A 16804-nucleotide genomic window follows, 5' to 3' on the forward strand; every position below is an offset into this window, starting at 1 on the left:
TCCATGCAGATTCTGTTGATTGCGCACGACTACCCTCCACTGGAGTCGCCCCAGGCGTTGCGCTGGCATTACTTGACGCGCCAATTGCTGGCAGCTGGTCACGAGTTGACCGTGCTGTGTGCGGCCCTGCCGGGACACCCGGGGAATGTGCGGGAGGCGGCGCCTGGTGCGACTGTGATCAGCGTCGCACCTGCCAGCCTGCATTCCTGGGCCGTGAGAGTGGGAAGGCACTTGCGTCTGGTGGGATCGCGATCCGTTGGCGCTGGCGCGAGCCGTCCAACGTCCCGGAATTGGCGCGGCACCGTCAACGAGTGGATCAAGCGTGGGTTGGGCGCGACGGTATTTCCTGACGTGCGTTACGCCTGGTTGAAGCCGGCCGAACGCGCTCTTCGAGCATGGCTGCAGGCCAACAGGCCGGACCTGGTCATTACGTCCCACGAGCCGGCAGTCAGTCCCATGCTGTGGTTGCGGTGCCGCCTGCAAGGGGTTGCCTGGATCGCCGACCTGGGCGATCCAGTGCTATCGGCCTACACGCCAGGGCGATGGAAGCGCAGATCGTTCGCGCTGGAACGCGATATCCATGCCCATGCCGATGCACTCGTCGTAACCAATGCGACCACCAGGGACCTGCTCGCTCGACGACATGGACCACACGCGCGCATCGAGGTCATTCCGCAAGGTTTCGATGCCACGCCTCCGCCGCAAACGCCATGCCCGGATGCAGCGGGGCCGCTGACGCTCCTGTACACCGGAAGGTTCTATCCGTTCCGTGATGGAAGGAGCCTGTTTGAAGCCGTCGCGCGCACGCCGGGGATTGTGCTTGAGGTGGCGACAAACTCGAGCGCGACCCTGTTGGAGTCGTTTGCCAGCCGACACCCTGGGTCTTTCCGCCTGCTTGGTGAGCTTTCCCACGAGCAGGCGCTGTTGGCGCAACGGCGCAGCGACGTGCTGGTGTGCCTTGGCAATGCGGACCCGGTACAGACGCCTGGAAAGGTATACGAATACCTCGGCAGCCAGCGTCCGATCCTGTATATCCGGCAGGGTGCGGGCGATCCTGTCGGGGCTTGGCTGGAAGGGGAGTTGCGGAGGGGCTGGCAATGCGACAGCAGCGTCCCTGCGATCAGTGCGATGCTCGGGGAGCTTGCAGCCAGAAGCCAGTCGCGGATGCTGCATGCCGGCCTTGACCTGAACGCGGACGGGGCGGCGGAGCATTCGTGGCAGAGCCGGGGGAAGGTGCTCACGATGCTCTGCCAGGAAATTGTCCGAGCCCAAGGCGGGTCTGCGAAAGCGAGGTCCTCGACGTGAAGAATGACACCTCCCAGGCAGGTGAATATCCGGCCCAGGTCCATGCCCGAAGGTCGTACGCCGGCGAGCTGCTGAAGCTGCTGATATCCATCGGGATGATCGTCGCCCTGGCCGTCTGGGTTGACTGGGGCAGCATGACCCGTGCGGTGGCCCATGCCGATGCACGGTACCTGCTGCTGGGCCTGCTCGTCATGGCGCCGACCGTCATCCTGTCGGCGTGGCGTTGGAGCTTCGCGGCCCGCGCCTCGGGCATCGACCTCCCCCTTGGCTTCTATGCAAAGGCAACATACTCGGCGTTGTTCGTGGGGCAGTTCCTGCCTGCGGGAATCGGGGTGGATGCAGCCCGGCTTGCATACTTTATGCATCGACGCGCAAGGCTTGCCCATGCCGTGCAGTCCCTGGCGCTGGATCGCCTGGTGGGCGTGGTGAGCGTGGTGCTGGTGCTGGCGCTTGGCCTTCCCTTCATCTGGGCAGAATTGCCCAGCGTGCTCAAGCTGTTTGCCCTGCTATTGGTGTTGGCCACGATCGTCGGCATCTGCACGATCCTTTCATTGCACCGGATAGGTATCCTGAACCGATATGCCGGCTCCGGAAAGCGGCGCAAGATGATCGACTTGTTGCTTGCCCTGCGCAGCAACATCGCATCGGTCGAGTCCACCAAGGCATTCGCCATCAGCATCGCGATCTACTGCCTGATGATCTTGGGCGTGCATATGATTGCGGCGGGCCTTGGCGTGCAGACGCAATACTTGTCGCTGCTTGCCGTTACTGCGTTGGCCGTGTTTGTCTCGTTGCTTCCAATTTCCGTGAACGGTTGGGGCGTTCGGGAAGGGGCCATGGTCGCGGGCCTCGCAGCGGCTGGGGTGCCGAAGGAAGCTGCCTTGGCAACGTCACTGCTGTTTGGATTCGCCAACGCCCTGATAACCGTGCCTGGCATTTTTGTATGGCACTCCCGTCGCAGGCATCATGCGGCGCCGGCGATCGATTGATTTGTCTTTCAAGGAGTAGGTGCGTGAGGAATTATTTCTACCGGCTGCTGTCGACCTACCTGAGGCTCTATGCGCGACCGAGCGATCGCGTCATCGAAGTCGACGCGGTTTCTGGAGAGTTGCAGGAGATCCTCGGCTCCACGGAGTCCGTGAGCAGTGCGCAGCTGCGCGACGCGGGGGGGGGCTCCACCGCCGACTACGTCATCCTGAATGGAAACCTGCATTATGAAGCAGACATCCAAGGCTATCTGGCCGGCATCCGGACTTCGTTGCGGGAGGACACCCGACTGCTGGTCGTGACCTACAGTGCGTTGTGGCGGCCGTTCATCCAGCTGGCGACCATGCTGGGCCTGCGTCGCAAGACGCTTGAGTCCAACTGGCTGGCCGACGCGGATATCGCCAATTTCCTGCGTCTCACGGATTTCGAGTTGGTCAGGCGCGATAGCCGGGTGCTGTTGCCGATGTACATCCCGCTACTGTCCTCGGTGGTCAACCGTTATCTGGCGCCACTTCCCGGCCTTCGTGCCCTGGCGCTCGTCAATGTTTACGTGGCGCGGCCGGCACGCGTCGAGCGCACCACTTCGCGCCCCTCGGTGTCGGTGGTGGTTGCCGCGCGGAACGAGGCCGGCAACATCGACAACATCGTCCGTCGGGTGAAGAACATGGGGCCCGATGATGAACTGATCTTCATCGAAGGCGGTTCTTCCGACGATACCTGGGATCGCATCGTCCAGGCACAGAAGGACAACCCGCATCGCAATATCGTGATTGGAAAACAGGATGGAAAGGGCAAGGGCGACGCGGTGAGGAAGGGGTTTGCCATGGCGTCCAAGGACATCCTGATGATCCTGGATGCCGACCTCACCGTCCCGCCAGAGGACCTTCCGAAGTTCTATGACGCCCTCGTCAGCGGGAAGGCGGAGTTCATCAACGGCTCCCGGTTGGTGTATCCAATGGAGAAGGAGGCCATGCGCTTCCTGAACATGCTGGGCAACAAGTTCTTCGCAGCGGCCTTCTCTTTCGTGCTGGGACAGCGCTTCAAGGACACGCTTTGTGGCACAAAGGTGCTTACCCGTGAGAATTACCAGCGACTTGCGAGGAACCGGTCGTATTTCGGGGAGTTCGACCCGTTTGGCGACTTTGACCTAATCTTCGGCGCATCGCGAATGGGGCTGAAGGTGATTGAAGTGCCCATCACCTATCGCGAGCGGACATATGGCGAGACAAACATTTCTCGTTGGCGCCACGGTGCGCTGCTCCTGGTAATGCTGGTGTTCGCAAGCCGCAAGCTCAAGTTCATATGAGCACCCCAGGCGCGGTGGACTCCATGCGCACATCTCCGGCACTGCGTCAGCCCAGGGAGATCGTCGCTGCGTTCGGGATTCTGGTGGCATCGCTGGTCACCCACCTCTGGTTGCCGCTCCTGCATCCGACGCCGCTGATCTCCGATTTCCTGGGGATCGTGACCTTTGCCTCCGATCTGGCGGAGCACGGGCCGTTCGCGCCCGGCTGGTACTGGAACTTCTTCAGCGCGGGGACCCCAACGTTCCTGTCGATTCCCCTGGCACTGTCGGGCGCTGACGACGCGACGGTTGCGAGGGTGGTTACCGCTACAGTCCTGGCAATGCTGCCGTTGATCCCGCTGCTGGTGCTGCGTGGGGTGTTGCCCTTGTGGTCACGTCTGCTGGTGGCGGGGATCCTGACCCTGTTGCCATCCCTTGTCGTGTTTTCGGGTGTGGTGGCCCAGGACAACTGGGTGCAGCTGCCGACACTGGCATTGGCCAGCCTGGCAGTTCGGAACGCCTGCGGGGAGGGTCGTGGTTATCCGGTATGGAGTGCCTTGCTCTGGTGCGTGGCGCTGTATGTCCGGCAGGAGATGCTGGTGGCGCTGTTGCCGCTTGCATTGCTGGCGGCATGGCCCGTGCGCCATCCGCCGGCCGTGCGTTCATTAGTCCTGTTCTCGGGTGTCGCGCTGGTACTGATGCTGGGAGTGGCCAGCCAGCGACAGATTGCGACCGGCGATTTCTCGTTGGCGTCCCGACACGGCGGGTCTTCAATGTTGGGATCCTATGTGCCCGGTGCGGGCTTCGGCTGGATCGCCCACGACGACTTCATCGCCTGGCGGGAGCCCGCATTGTCGGGCGACGCCGAGCGTGTCCGCGCAGAGGCGGGCCGGTTGGCAATTGAAGAGATTCGCGCGCGGCCATTCTTTCACCTGGTGCGCCGCGCCGGTGCAGTGCTGGACACCGCGACCACACGGGATGGGACACTGCAGTATTGGGCGTTCGCCGCCGACGACGGGGTTACGGGCGGCCGGAGTCCAGTCGAGGCCGCATCGGCCGCGCGCCTAGGGCAGGTTTCGTCGAAGCCCGTCCTTTACGCGTCCATCCTCTTGCACGCGTTGTTCCTGGGAGCTGCGTATCTTGGGTTCAAGACGCGTGATCGGGCGCTGATGGCCATCGCGATTGCGGTCCTGCTCAAGGTCGGAATCCATTTCGTCGTGGCGGTCCAGGCCCGGTTCTTCCTGGTGGTGTTTGTCCTGGAGGCCTTGGCGATAGGCGTGGCGGCCGCGCGACTGCATCACTCGCGAGCGTCGCTGCGTGGCACTGGCATCGTCGCACTTGCGTCAGGGCTTCTGCTCTTGGGGGCGACCACCGGACTTGATCGCCTGAATGAATGGGTTCGCGCCCAGGATGCCGCCTGGGTGACGGCGGGCAAGCGTCAATACCGGGTACGGTTGCCGCATGCCGTTGCAGATTGTCAGTTGGAGGGTGGCCGGGTACTGTCGGCCGGGCCTTCAGGATTCATGTTCGCCGTCGAGCACTCCGATCCCGAGCCCGGCGAATATGCGGAGCTTCGTTGCCAGCTTGCTGCCTTGGGCGATGGCGGCGAGGTAACGCTGGAGGTTGAGGACCGTTACGCACCGGGTGGATTCCTTGACCGCATGTTTCAGGTTGTGGAGATCGGGGATGCAACAGTGCGCAGGCACGATGTCGCAGCCGAGGCAGGGTCGGGTTGGTGGCGCCAGCGGATCCCGGTGGCGGCGGGCACGAGGCAGGCCGTGCGCATCCGGGTTGAAGCGCTGCGTCCCGACAAGGGGCCTGGCTGGGGAAATGCCGCTCAGACCTCGGTACGGTTCACCGAGGCCCAGTAGTGCTGCTGGCCAGGGGCTTCTGCAGCACTGCCAGCATTCGCGTGGAAAATAGCCAAGGAAACGCATCCAGCATGCGGTCCAACGACCGCATGGCCGGATACGCGTTGTCGGGATACAACTGGCGCTTGGAGTAACCACCTGACGCAACATAGGACAACTGTGCGAAGCGCTTCAGTGCAATCTGCTCCAGGCCTTCGACAGGCTCTGTCATTGCCGAGCGTGTGAATATCCTGGACGCATTGCCTTGCGCGGCGTAATAGTCCACGTCATTCGGAGTCCAGCCGTCGGGGGCAAGCCAGCTGATCCTTTCGCCGAGCGCGATGGGCTCGTGATGGAACAGGCCGAACACTGCGCGACCGAGCAGGCCCATGGCGGGCTCGTAGATGAGAACGCGACCGCCGGGCACAAGTACACGTGCGAGTTCGCGCAGTGCGGTGCCGGGATATCTCAGGTGGTGGAAGACATCAAACAGGATGAGGTTCGCGACAGACTGGTCAGCGAATGAGAGCGCATACGCGTTTTCTGTCTGGTCAAGCCATGGGTTGGGGAACAGGTCGGTGCGAAGGCAGTCGGGGATGACCTCCTTGATGTTGCCAATCCCAGAGCCGATTTCCGCGGTCAGTCCAGGGACACTTGCCAGTTCCTTGGCGATTTCCTCGTGCATGTCGCGGTAGACGCGCCAAAGCAGGGGCTTGGCATGCCAAGCCTCCAGATTGGCCTCGACCTCACGATTGTGTTGTGCGACTTCAGTCACATTCTCACCCTTGCTGGCAGTGTCTGACTCCGCAGGACATTCATGTCGTGCGGCGGGGGGCCCGGTTCAACCAAGCGCAGGCTTTCGGGCCTTGAACGTCCACGTTGGCTCAACGAAGTGGTGTGCAAAGTCCGTCATATCGCCGAGGATCGAGGCTGCGCCATACGCGGCAAGGAAGCGCTGCCCATAGTCCGAGAATGCGCGCGACAACTCCCGCCGAGTGAACCACGACAGGGAGCCGTGGGCGAGAAGGTAGTCAATCTTCCCGCACGCTTCGCCGAACGTTGAAAGCGCACGTGAAGGGTCGCTGGCGCCTGGTTCCAGGGAAACCTCCAGGCCGCTGGATCTCATGCGAGCCACATAATGCGCCGAAGGCAGATGTTCACCCATGTGTTCATAGGGGTCATCCCAGCCTTGCAGCTGGCGCTTGAGCTCTCTGCCTTCCTGCCGGCTGAGCAAGGTGAGGCCGGCAATGCGGAAGTGCCCATCCGCGATTACCTGGTGAATGCTGTCTTTGTTCGGCACCTGGAGCACAAACGTGCCGCCCGGGCGAAGCAGTCGGGCGGCGATCGCGACCATGGCGTCGGGATCGCCGACATGCTCTATCACGTCGCTGCACAGGATCAGGTCGAACGTTCCCAGCTCATCCAGGTTGCACGTGAGTACATCCAGGCATTTGATGCGGTCGCCTTGCGGGCCGAGATTGAGACGGGCGTACTCGGCCAGCGTCGGGTCAATCTCGATGCCAATCGCGTCCCGGCCGGCAGCGGAAAACGCCCGAATGGCTCCCCCTTGGCCGCATCCGATGTCCAGGACCCGCTGATGCGGTGCGCGGGGCCCGACGTCGAACTGGCGACGCACGGACTCACCTCGTTGGTTTGTCGACAGGGCGTAATCGAGGTATAGGCGCTGAGTTTCTCCCAGGCCACCAAGAAACGAATTCACGTCAACAGTGGGAGCGTGGGCGAGCCGGTTGTCGGCGATGTAACGGGAGCAGAACTCCGTGCTGATTCCATAGCGCTTGGCCAGCGCGGAAGCCAATTCTTGCTGGTTCATGTTCTAAGCCTGCTCTCCTGGTGCATCCGCCGTTCCTTGCCTGACACCAGGCGCCGACCACGGGGATGCCTCGAAGCTTATAACAGTTCGTCATGTTGTTCAGGTGGACACCAGCGGGGTCCAGACGGCGACCGGCCCATGAATGAAAACGGCGCCGTAACGGCGCCGTTTCATCTTCAACAGTAGACGCCTGGGTCAGGCACTGAGCGCGTCCTGCAACTCCGGCAACAGCGCAAACAAATCGCCAACCAGCCCGATATCCGCAATCTCGAAAATTGGTGCATCGCCATCCTTGTTGATCGCCACGATCGTGCCTGCATCCTTGATGCCAGTCAGGTGTTGGATCGCGCCCGAGATGCCGACTGCGACATACAGCTCCGGCGCGATGATCTTGCCGGTCTGGCCGACTTGCAGCTCATTGGGCACGTAACCGGCATCCACCGCGGCACGCGAGGCGCCCACGGCGGCGCCCAGCTTGTCGGCCAGGTCGTAAATGATCTTGAAGTTCTCGGCCGAGCCGACGCCACGACCACCGGAAACCACGCGCTTGGCGCTCTGCAGGTCCGGGCGGTCCGACTTGCCGGCGGCGAGCCCGACATAGCGGGTGTGGGCGGGCAGGGATGCGTCCGGTGACGCCGGTTCAATCGCGGCATTGCCGCCCTTGTTGGCTTCGGGCCAGGACGCCGTACGCACGGTGGCGACCACCGGTGCGTTGGCCGGGGCCTCGACGGTGACGATCGCGTTGCCCGCGTAGATCGGGCGCTTGAACGTGTGGCTGCCTTCCACGGCCATCACGTCCGACACCTGCGAGACGCCCAGCAGGGCGGCCACGCACGGCATCAGGTCCTTGCCGAAGGTGGTGGAGGGACCGAAGACGTGGCTGTAGCCGGCGGCCAGCGCGGCCACCTGCGGCGCCTGCACCTGGGCGATGGCGTTGGCGTTGGCGGGGTTGGTTACCGTCAGCACCCTTCGCACGCTGTCGATCATGGCGGCGTCGGCGGCGATGGTCGCCGGGTCGGCGGCCAGCACCACGATGTCGATGGCGGCGGGGTTCAGGGCTTTGGCGGCGGACACGCACTTGGCGGTGGAGGGGTTGAGCTTGCCGTCGAGGTGCTCGGCGACGATCAGGACGTTGGACATGTCGTAATTCCTCGAACTCAGAGCAGGCCCTTGGCCTTCAGTGCCGCGACCAGTTCGGCCGCATCCTTCACCATGACGCCCTTGCTGCGCTTGGCCGGCGGGGCGTAGTGCGTGGTCTTAAGGCCGTCGCCTTCCTGCACGCCGAGGTCGGCGAACGCGATGGTCTCCATCGGCTTGCTCTTGGCCTTCATGATGTCGGGCAGCTTGATGAAGCGCGGCTCGTTCAGGCGCAGGTCGGTGGTGACCACGGCCGGCAGGTCCACTTCCAGCGTCTCCAGGCCAGCGTCGACCTCGCGGGTCACCGTGGCCTTGCCGTCGGCGACCTCGAGCTTGCTGGCGAAGGTGGCCTGCGGGCGCCCCCACAGGGTGGCCAGCATCTGGCCGGTCTGGTTGGCGTCGTCGTCGATCGCCTGCTTGCCGAGGATCACCAGGTCCGGCTGCTCCTTTTCGACCAACTTGAGCAGGGCACGGGCGGCGGTCAGTGACTGTAGCGGTCCATCGGCGACCACGTGGATGGCGCGGTTGGCACCCATGGCCAGGCCGTTGCGCAGGTGGGCCTGGGCGTCGGCAGGGGCGATGGTGGCGACCACGACCTCAGTGGCGATGCCCTTGTCGCGCAGGCGCAGGGCCTCTTCCAACGCAATCTCGTCGAACGGGTTGGCCGACAGCTTGACGCCGTCGGTGACCACGCCGGAGCCGTCCGGCTTGACCTGGATGCGGACGTTGTAGTCCACCACGCGCTTGTAGCCAACGAGGATCTTCATCGTGCGGGAATTCCTGGTGGGAGAGGGCCGGGAGCCATGAACCGCCCATTTTAGCCGGTTGTGATAGTTTCCGTTGATCTCCATACCTTAGCGCATGGGCGCGGAAAGAGTCTCCGAACCGGAGGGGACGCCAAAGCTACAATGATCGGTCGCATCAGCGGAATTCTGGAGCAGCATGGCAACGTGGCTAGTCACCGGCGGCGCCGGTTTCATTGGCGGCAACTTTGTGCTGGAGGCTATCCGGGCGGGCGTGAAGGTGGTCAACCTCGATGCCCTGACCTACGCAGGCAACCTGGACACCCTGGCCACCATCGCCGATAACCCCCGTCATGCCTTCGTCCAAGGCGACATCGGCGACGCGGCGCTGGTCGAGCGCCTGCTGCGCGAGCATCGGCCCGGGGCGGTGATCAACTTCGCCGCCGAGAGCCACGTCGACCGCTCCATCGACGGTCCGGCGGCGTTTGTCCAGACCAATGTGGTCGGCACCTTGGCACTGCTGGAGAAGACCCGCGATTACTGGAAGTCGCTGGACGCGCCGGTGCGCGATACGTTCCGTTTCCTGCACGTGTCCACCGATGAGGTGTACGGCACGCTGGGTGACACCGGCAAGTTCACCGAGACCACCCCATACGCGCCCAATTCGCCGTACTCGGCGTCGAAGGCCGCCTCCGACCATCTGGTGCGCGCCTTCCACCACACCTACGGACTGCCGGTGTTGACCACCAACTGCAGCAACAACTACGGCCCGTACCAGTTCCCCGAGAAGCTGATCCCGTTGGTGACCGCCAAGGCGCTGGCCGGCGAGCCGCTGCCGGTGTACGGCGACGGCCTGAACGTACGCGACTGGCTGTACGTGGGCGACCACTGCGCGGCTATCCGCCGCGTGCTGGAGGCGGGGTGCGTGGGTGAGACCTACAACGTGGGCGGCGACGCCGAGCGCACCAACATCACCGTAGTGAAGGCCATCTGCGCGCTGCTCGACCAGCGCCGCCCTTTGGCCGATGGCCGTGCGCGTGAATCGCTGATCACCTACGTCAAGGACCGCCCCGGTCATGATCGTCGCTACGCCATCGACGCCAGCAAGCTGCACAACGAACTGGGCTGGTCGCCGTCGGTGACCTTCGAGGAAGGCATCGCCCGCACCGTTGACTGGTACCTGGATAACCAGCCGTGGGTGCAGCGTGTGCTGGACGGCAGCTATCGCCTGGAACGCATCGGGGGCGCGGCGTGACCGCGCGCGCTCCGGTGGCGTCCACCACCGGTCGCAAGGGCATCATCCTCGCCGGCGGTTCGGGCACGAGGCTGTATCCGATCACCCAGGCCATCAGCAAGCAACTGCTGCCGGTGTACGACAAGCCGATGATCTATTACCCGCTCAGCGTGCTGATGCTGGCGGGCATCCGCGAAGTGCTGGTGATCAACACCCCGCACGAGCAGGCGCTGTTCAAGGCCTTGCTGGGCGATGGTTCGCAGTGGGGGATGAAGATCGAGTACGCCGTGCAACCCAGCCCCGACGGGCTGGCGCAGGCGTTCCTGATCGGGCGCGAGTTCCTGGCCGGCAGCCCGAGTTGCCTTGTGCTGGGTGACAACATCTTCCACGGCCCCGGCCTGACCGCGATGCTGCGGCGCGCGGACGAGCGCTTGGACAGCGCCACGGTGTTCGGCTACTGGGTCAAGGACCCGGAGCGCTACGGCGTGGCCGAATTCGATGCCGAAGGCCGCGTGGTGGGTTTGGAAGAGAAGCCGGCCAAGCCACGCTCCAACTATGCGGTGACGGGCCTCTACTTTTACGACGGCCGCGTCAGCGATCTCGCCGCGGACCTCAAGCCATCGTCGCGTGGCGAGCTGGAGATCACCGATCTCAACAAGTGCTACCTCGACGAGGGCGCGCTGCATCTGGAGCGCCTGGGTCGCGGTTATGCCTGGCTGGATACCGGCACGCACCAGTCGCTGCTGGAGGCATCCAACTACATCGAGACTATCGAGGCGCGGCAGGGCTTGCGTGTGTGCTGCCCCGAAGAGATCGCCTGGAACAACGGCTGGATCGGCAACGACGATCTGGTCCAATTGGCCAAACCGCTCAGCAAGAACGGCTACGGCCAGTATCTGCTCAACCTGATCGATCGCGGCTACGTGCCCTGAGGCGCCATGAAAGTCATTGAAACGGATCTTGCGGGCTGTCTGGTGTTCGAGCCTCGCGTGTTCGGCGACGACCGCGGCTACTTCTTCGAATCGTTCAACCACGACAGGCTGGCACCGCTCGGTTTGGCGCCACAATTCGTGCAGGGCAACGTCTCGCGCTCGGCGCGGGGCGTGCTGCGCGGCTTGCACTACCAGTGGCCCAATCCACAGGGCAAGTATGTGTCGGTGCTGGAAGGCGAGGTCTGGGACGTGGCGGTGGATGTCCGCCGCGGTTCGCCCACGTTCGGCAAGTGGACGGCGATTCTGCTGAGCGCGGAGAACAAGCGCCATTTCTGGATTCCCGAAGGGTTTGCCCATGGCTTCGTTGCCTTGAGCGAGCATGCGCTGTTCACCTACCTGTGCACGGCGACCTACGATCCGGCGGCCGACGCGAATCTGCGCTGGGACGACCCGGCGCTGGGCATCGACTGGCCGGTTGCCGAGCCACGATTGTCGGCCAAGGATGCGGTGGCGCCGTTGCTGGCGGACATTCCCCTGGATCGTCTGCCTGCCTACCAGGGCGCGTGACATGCGCATCCTGCTGATCGGCGGCAACGGCCAGGTGGGCCACGCATTGCGGCGTAGTCTGGCTCCGCTCGGGCAGGTGGTGGTGACCACCCGTAGCGGTCTCCTGCCGGGTGATGCGACATGCGAATCGCTGGACCTGGCTGTGCCCGGCGATGCAGCGCGCGCCGTGCATCGGTTGTCGCCGGACTTCGTGGTGAACGCCGCGGCCTGGACCGCGGTGGACAAGGCCGAGACCGAGCCCGATGCGGCGTTTCGCGCCAATGCGGGCGCGGTCGGGGAAATCGCCGGCGCGTGTGCCGAGCGTGGCGTGCCGCTGGTGCATTACTCCACCGATTATGTCTTTGATGGCAGCGCATCGCGGCCCTATCTGCCACAGGACCCGACGGCGCCGCTGGGCGTGTACGGGGCGAGCAAGCTGGCCGGCGAAACGGCTGTGCGCGACAGCGGCGCACGCCACCTCATCCTCCGTACCGCTTGGGTCTATGGCCTGCATGGCCACAACTTCCTGCGGACCATGCTGCGACTGGGCGCCGAGCGCGAAGAGCTGCGCGTGGTGGCCGACCAGGTGGGGAGCCCGACGCCCGCATGGTTGATCGCAGACGTGACCGCAACGATCCTGCGGCAGGGCATCGGTAGCGGCGGAACCCACCACCTGGTGGCGGCCGGTCAGACCAGTTGGCATGGCTTTGCCGATGCGATCATGGAGGAGGCGGTGGCGGCCGGATTGCTGGCCAGGCGCCCGCGGGTCGTGCCAATCGGCACGGCCGAATATCCGACACCGGCTGCACGGCCCGCATGGTCAGTGCTCGACACGGGCTCGTTGCGGCAACAGTGGGCGGTTTCATTGCCCGATTGGCGAGGTGCGTTGGCGGTCACGCTGCGGCCGCCCGAGGCCGTCTGATACTTGAACGCATGGTGGGTGGAGGTCGTAGGCGATGTTGCCGACGGCCCTCCATGCCCACTCGTACAGTGTCGGCGGCAGTGGCGCACCGGTAAACTTGGCGCTCTCCCGCATGGAGTTGTGCCCCATGGCCGAAGCCGCCGCCGTGTCTTCCACGGCCAAGAAGAGCAAGGTGTTCCCCAGTGCCGCTGCCGCCCTTGATGGGCTGGTGGCCGACAACCAGACCCTGGCGGTCGGCGGTTTCGGTCTGTGCGGCATCCCCGAGGCGCTGATCGCAGCGCTGCGCGATTCCGGCGTCAAGGGCTTGACCGCCATCTCCAACAACGCTGGCGTCGACGGTTTCGGCCTCGGCCTACTGCTGGAAACGCGGCAGATCCGCAAGATGATTTCGTCCTACGTGGGCGAGAACAAGGAATTCGAACGCCAGTACCTTTCGGGTGAGCTGGAACTGGAGTTCAACCCGCAGGGCACACTGGCCGAGCGCCTGCGTGCGGGCGGCGCGGGCATCCCCGCGTTCTTCACCGCTACTGGCTACGGCACGATCGTGGCCGAGGGCAAGGAAACCCGCGAGATCGACGGCAAGCACTACGTGCTGGAGACCGCGCTCAAGGCGGATGTGTCGCTGGTGAAGGCGTGGAAGGCCGACAAGGCCGGCAACCTGGTGTTCCGCAAGACCGCGCGCAACTTCAACCCGGCGTGCGCGATGGCTGGCAAGGTCTGTGTGGCCGAGGTGGAGGAACTGGTGGAGGTCGGCGCTCTCGACCCGGACCATGTGCACCTGCCCGGCATCTACGTCGACCGCATCGTGGTCAACGCCACGCCCGAGAAACGCATCGAACAGCGCACCGTGCGCGCAGGAGGCAAGTGATGGCCTGGACCCGCGACCAGATGGCGCAGCGCGCCGCGCAGGAACTGAGCGATGGTGCCTACGTGAACCTGGGCATCGGCCTGCCGACGCTGGTGGCCAACTACATCCCCGAGGGGATGGACGTGTGGCTCCAGTCTGAGAACGGACTGCTCGGCATCGGTCCGTTCCCGACAGACGACGAGGTCGATGCCGACCTGATCAACGCCGGCAAGCAGACCGTAACCGCGATGCCGGGCGCCAGCTTCTTCGGCAGCCATGACTCGTTCGCGATGATCCGCGGCGGTCACATCGACCTGGCGATCCTGGGGGCGATGCAGGTGACCGACAAGGGTGATCTCGCCAACTGGATGGTGCCCGGCAAGATGGTCAAGGGCATGGGTGGCGCGATGGATCTGGTGGCCGGAGTGAAGCGCGTGGTGGTGCTGATGGAGCACACCGCGAAGAACGGCGAGCACAAGATCCTGCCGGAGTGCACGCTGCCGTTGACGGGGGTGGGCGTGGTCAATCGCATCATCACCGAACTGGCGGTGATGGACGTCACGCCGGAAGGCCTCCGGATCGTCGAGACATCCCCTGGCGTCACGAGGGAAGAGCTGCAACAGAGGACGGGCGTCCCGTTGGTTTGAACGGGTTACCTGGCGGAGGGCGCCGCGTTGTTCCGCGGCGCGCCTGTGCATGGGTACTCGCCCGGCTGTGTCCTCGCCTGGATCAGCGCCTTGGCCCGGTCATGGCCCAGCGCGGCTGCGCGGCAGTAGTACTCGGTGGCCTTGACCCGGTCCTTCGTCACGCTCTCGCCGTTGGCGTGCATCGTCCCGAGCATGAAGACCGATTCCGGATGGTTGCCCATCGCGGCCTTCTCAAACCATCGACGCGCAGTGTTGAGGTTTCGGTCAACGCCTATGCCATCGAAATACAGGTAGCCGAGCGCGTGCTCGGCGCGCACGTCCCCTCGTTCAGCGGCCTTGCGCATCCAGCCCAGGGCCGCGGAGGGGTCTTTGGGCATGCCATTGGCGCCTTCCAGTAGCAGCCTGCCCAATTCGTACTGAGCCGGTGCGAAGCCCGATTCGGCTGCGCGGCGCAACATGCTGGCGCTGGCATCGACGTCCCTGGCAATGCGTGTGCCATCCCGAAGCAGCACGGCATAGTCAAACATCGCCGGCCCATAGCCGGACTCAGCGGCTCGCTTCAACCAGGCGCCGCCCCCTTTGGCGTCGCCAGTGCGGAGCAGGATGGAGCCCAGTTCATGCTGTGCGCTTGGTAATCCCGCAGTGGCCGCTTTCCGCAGTGCTTCGTTGTTGGACGACTGGGGGCCCTGCCGATTGTTGGGGTCATTCAACGCCGCGATTTGATACACCGCGTCTGGCTCTCCGTTTCGCGCAGCCAGTTCGAACCATTGGCGGGCCGCCGCTTCATTCTTGGGCACGCCCATTCCAGTCAGGTACAGCCTGCCCAGCAGGAACTGGGCGCGGCTGTGGTTCTGCCGGGCGGCCTTCGTGAGCCAGGATCGAGCGGCAGGCAGATCCTGTGGGATACCTCCTGTCCCGTCGCCAGACAGAACGCCGAGGGCGAACTGGGCATCGGCATAGTTTCCATCAGCGGATTGGGTCAGCCATCGGGCCGCTTCGCGTGATGACGCAGGCAAGCCGTCGCCCTGCAAGTACGCAATGCCAAGGTTGTAGGCAGCCCGGGCGTGGCCACCCTCGGCCGCGCGCCGGTACATGTCATTGGCCTGCGCCCGGTCACGGGGAACTCCCTTGCCTTCGGCGTATGCCGTTGCCAGGAAGTACTGGGCGTCCAGATTGCCGGCTCCGGCCAGCGGGCGCCAAATCTCCACGGCCTCCTTGGCTTTCCCGTCCTGATACAGGCCGACAGCCCTGGCGATGCGTTGGTCGTCACTGCAAGCGCTCAATGCAACCCCGATCAGCAAAACCAAAACACTGGTGCGCAGCATCTGATCCCCTCTCCCAGTCAACACGTGCCGCCATGGCCGGCGCGATTGGCATCCATGACGTCCGGTGATCCACGCGCATCGACGATCGACCGTGAGACGCTAGTTCTAGACCAGGCCACACCCCGGTTCAAGTGTGCGCGTCCGGGGCGGCCTCACCAGGGAGCCCCCTGCGGTTCGTGCACTGCCGATGGCCGGTGCGAAGGGGGGGGCTCGTTTATTGCTAAGCGCGGACCTCAGTCCCGCATTCCGGGAAAAGGGAGGGGTGGACCGTGATGTCCAGAAAGTCTATTTGTGTCGCCATGGTGGCCTCGGTGCTCGCCATCGCGTCGCCAGTTTCGCCCGCGGGGGAAATCTACGGCCTGGGAGGCCAAGGCCTCTACATTCCGGCGTCGGCGTTCACGTCAAGCGAGCCGGCGTGTGCGTTGGCCTACTATGCGAACTACTATTACTACCGGCCGGGCGGGGCCGGCGGTTGGTGCGGCACGTACGAAGCCGGGCTTGACCTTCCGGAGGGGGCAAGGATTGCCTCCTATTCGGTCTTCTACTACGACAATGACGCCAGTCTGAATCTGGCGGTCTCGATAGAGCGTAGCAACGCCTATTACGGTGACGGTGGAATTGCCAGCTACGCGTCTCTGCCCAACTCCCTTTTCACGTCGGCCAGCACCTCGGCGGACTACAGACTCGGCACTACGTCCGCTGCCATCAACCACACCGTGGACAGCTATACGGACGACTCCTATCACCACGGATACTCCGTTCGCCTTGAAATGCCGACCGGCAGCACGGTCCGGTTTCGCGGCATATGGGTGTTCTGGGCGCGCCAAATCGCCCCTGCGCCGGCATCCGCATCGTTCGCGGATGTTCCCGTTGGGCATCCGTTCTTCAACGAAGTCCAGCAGCTAGCCAAGTCCGGCATCACGCTGGGGTGTGGCGGCAGCAATTTCTGTCCTGATCAGGCAGTCACCCGCGGGCAGATGGCGGCGTTCCTGAGTCGCGCCATGGGGCTGCATTGGGACTACTACACAAGCGCACCTTAACGGTAACGGGTCCACCTGGCGGGTGCAGCGCTATGGCATCCGCCAGGTTGCGGATGCCGTAGACCCGCGTGCGCGCTGCATGAACAGCATGGCCAGAGCAGGATTTTTTCTGGCTTGACGCAGGGTAATGACCGCTCGCGAGGTGCCCACTACGTAATACGGGTACAGGGGTT

At 64.2% G+C, this 16804-nt stretch carries 16 protein-coding genes; 11 read left to right on the forward strand and 5 right to left on the reverse strand.

Translation table 11 applies throughout. From position 1 onward, the window contains the following. Window positions 1–3 precede the first annotated feature (3 nt). The 4 genes from N800_RS15595 to N800_RS06000 are packed head-to-tail and all read left to right on the forward strand — an operon-like array spanning window position 4 to window position 5448. On the forward strand, window positions 4–1305 hold the full coding sequence (locus tag N800_RS15595; protein ID WP_198032480.1) for a glycosyltransferase: 1302 nt from the start codon (window positions 4–6) through the stop codon (window positions 1303–1305). Next, entirely contained in the window at window positions 1302–2294 is a 993-nt protein-coding gene (locus N800_RS05990) for a lysylphosphatidylglycerol synthase transmembrane domain-containing protein (RefSeq protein ID WP_036135903.1), read from the forward strand. The genes N800_RS15595 and N800_RS05990 overlap by 4 nt, the downstream gene beginning before the upstream one ends. Before the next feature lie 23 nt (window positions 2295–2317). Beyond that, window positions 2318–3598, forward strand: coding sequence for a glycosyltransferase family 2 protein (locus tag N800_RS05995; protein WP_036135907.1), 1281 nt, complete (start codon window positions 2318–2320; stop codon window positions 3596–3598). 23 nt (window positions 3599–3621) lie between these two features. After that, window positions 3622–5448 carry a hypothetical protein gene (locus N800_RS06000; RefSeq protein ID WP_156962888.1) on the forward strand — a complete coding sequence of 609 codons (1827 nt, stop codon included), beginning with the start codon at window positions 3622–3624 and terminating at the stop codon, window positions 5446–5448. On the opposite strand, the gene N800_RS06005 is transcribed toward N800_RS06000, so the two are convergent. The 4 genes from N800_RS06005 to N800_RS06020 all read right to left on the reverse strand — a co-directional run bounded on the left by N800_RS06005 (window position 5432) and on the right by N800_RS06020 (window position 9162). After that, complete coding sequence (locus tag N800_RS06005; RefSeq protein WP_036135913.1) at window positions 5432–6202, reverse strand: methyltransferase domain-containing protein; 771 nt, start codon at window positions 6200–6202, stop codon at window positions 5432–5434. The two genes, N800_RS06000 and N800_RS06005, sit on opposite strands and share 17 nt — an antisense overlap. Window positions 6203–6268: 66 nt before the next feature. After that, window positions 6269–7258, reverse strand: a complete 990-nt coding sequence (locus N800_RS15265; protein ID WP_052107968.1) for a class I SAM-dependent methyltransferase — start codon at window positions 7256–7258, stop codon at window positions 6269–6271. Between the two features lie 195 nt (window positions 7259–7453). Continuing rightward, the gene (locus N800_RS06015) at window positions 7454–8398 is read right to left on the reverse strand and encodes an electron transfer flavoprotein subunit alpha/FixB family protein (protein WP_036135915.1); all 945 of its coding nucleotides are present in this window, start codon (window positions 8396–8398) and stop codon (window positions 7454–7456) included. A gap of 17 nt (window positions 8399–8415) precedes the next feature. Beyond that, window positions 8416–9162, reverse strand: coding sequence for an electron transfer flavoprotein subunit beta/FixA family protein (locus N800_RS06020; protein ID WP_036135918.1), 747 nt, complete (start codon window positions 9160–9162; stop codon window positions 8416–8418). Window positions 9163–9337: 175 nt separating this feature from the next. On the opposite strand from N800_RS06020, the gene rfbB reads away from it, so the two are divergent. From rfbB to N800_RS06050, 6 genes are all read left to right on the forward strand, one after another. Further along, on the forward strand, window positions 9338–10393 hold the full coding sequence (rfbB, locus tag N800_RS06025) for a dTDP-glucose 4,6-dehydratase (protein WP_036135920.1): 1056 nt from the start codon (window positions 9338–9340) through the stop codon (window positions 10391–10393). Between the two features lie 14 nt (window positions 10394–10407). Further along, window positions 10408–11304, forward strand: a complete 897-nt coding sequence (rfbA, locus tag N800_RS06030) for a glucose-1-phosphate thymidylyltransferase RfbA (protein WP_036136044.1) — start codon at window positions 10408–10410, stop codon at window positions 11302–11304. 6 nt (window positions 11305–11310) lie between these two features. After that, a complete protein-coding gene (gene rfbC / locus N800_RS06035) occupies window positions 11311–11871 on the forward strand; it encodes a dTDP-4-dehydrorhamnose 3,5-epimerase (RefSeq protein ID WP_036135922.1) in 561 nt (186 codons plus the stop codon). Window position 11872: 1 nt separating this feature from the next. Beyond that, on the forward strand, window positions 11873–12772 hold the full coding sequence (gene rfbD / locus N800_RS06040; protein WP_036135924.1) for a dTDP-4-dehydrorhamnose reductase: 900 nt from the start codon (window positions 11873–11875) through the stop codon (window positions 12770–12772). Between the two features lie 127 nt (window positions 12773–12899). After that, window positions 12900–13640: a CoA transferase subunit A gene (locus N800_RS06045; RefSeq protein WP_036135927.1), complete on the forward strand. Its 741-nt coding sequence runs from the start codon at window positions 12900–12902 to the stop codon at window positions 13638–13640. Beyond that, complete coding sequence (locus N800_RS06050; protein ID WP_036135930.1) at window positions 13640–14266, forward strand: CoA transferase subunit B; 627 nt, start codon at window positions 13640–13642, stop codon at window positions 14264–14266. Before N800_RS06045 ends, N800_RS06050 begins: the two co-directional genes overlap by 1 nt. Window positions 14267–14271: 5 nt before the next feature. On the opposite strand, the gene N800_RS06055 is transcribed toward N800_RS06050, so the two are convergent. Next, complete coding sequence (locus N800_RS06055; protein ID WP_036135932.1) at window positions 14272–15591, reverse strand: tetratricopeptide repeat protein; 1320 nt, start codon at window positions 15589–15591, stop codon at window positions 14272–14274. A 272-nt stretch (window positions 15592–15863) separates the two neighbouring features. On the opposite strand from N800_RS06055, the gene N800_RS06060 reads away from it, so the two are divergent. Continuing rightward, window positions 15864–16631 carry an S-layer homology domain-containing protein gene (locus N800_RS06060; RefSeq protein WP_036135934.1) on the forward strand — a complete coding sequence of 256 codons (768 nt, stop codon included), beginning with the start codon at window positions 15864–15866 and terminating at the stop codon, window positions 16629–16631. The last annotated feature ends 173 nt before the right edge of the window (window positions 16632–16804 follow it).

It is taken from the genome of Lysobacter daejeonensis GH1-9 (assembly GCF_000768355.1).
Taxonomy (GTDB): domain Bacteria; phylum Pseudomonadota; class Gammaproteobacteria; order Xanthomonadales; family Xanthomonadaceae; genus Aerolutibacter; species Aerolutibacter daejeonensis.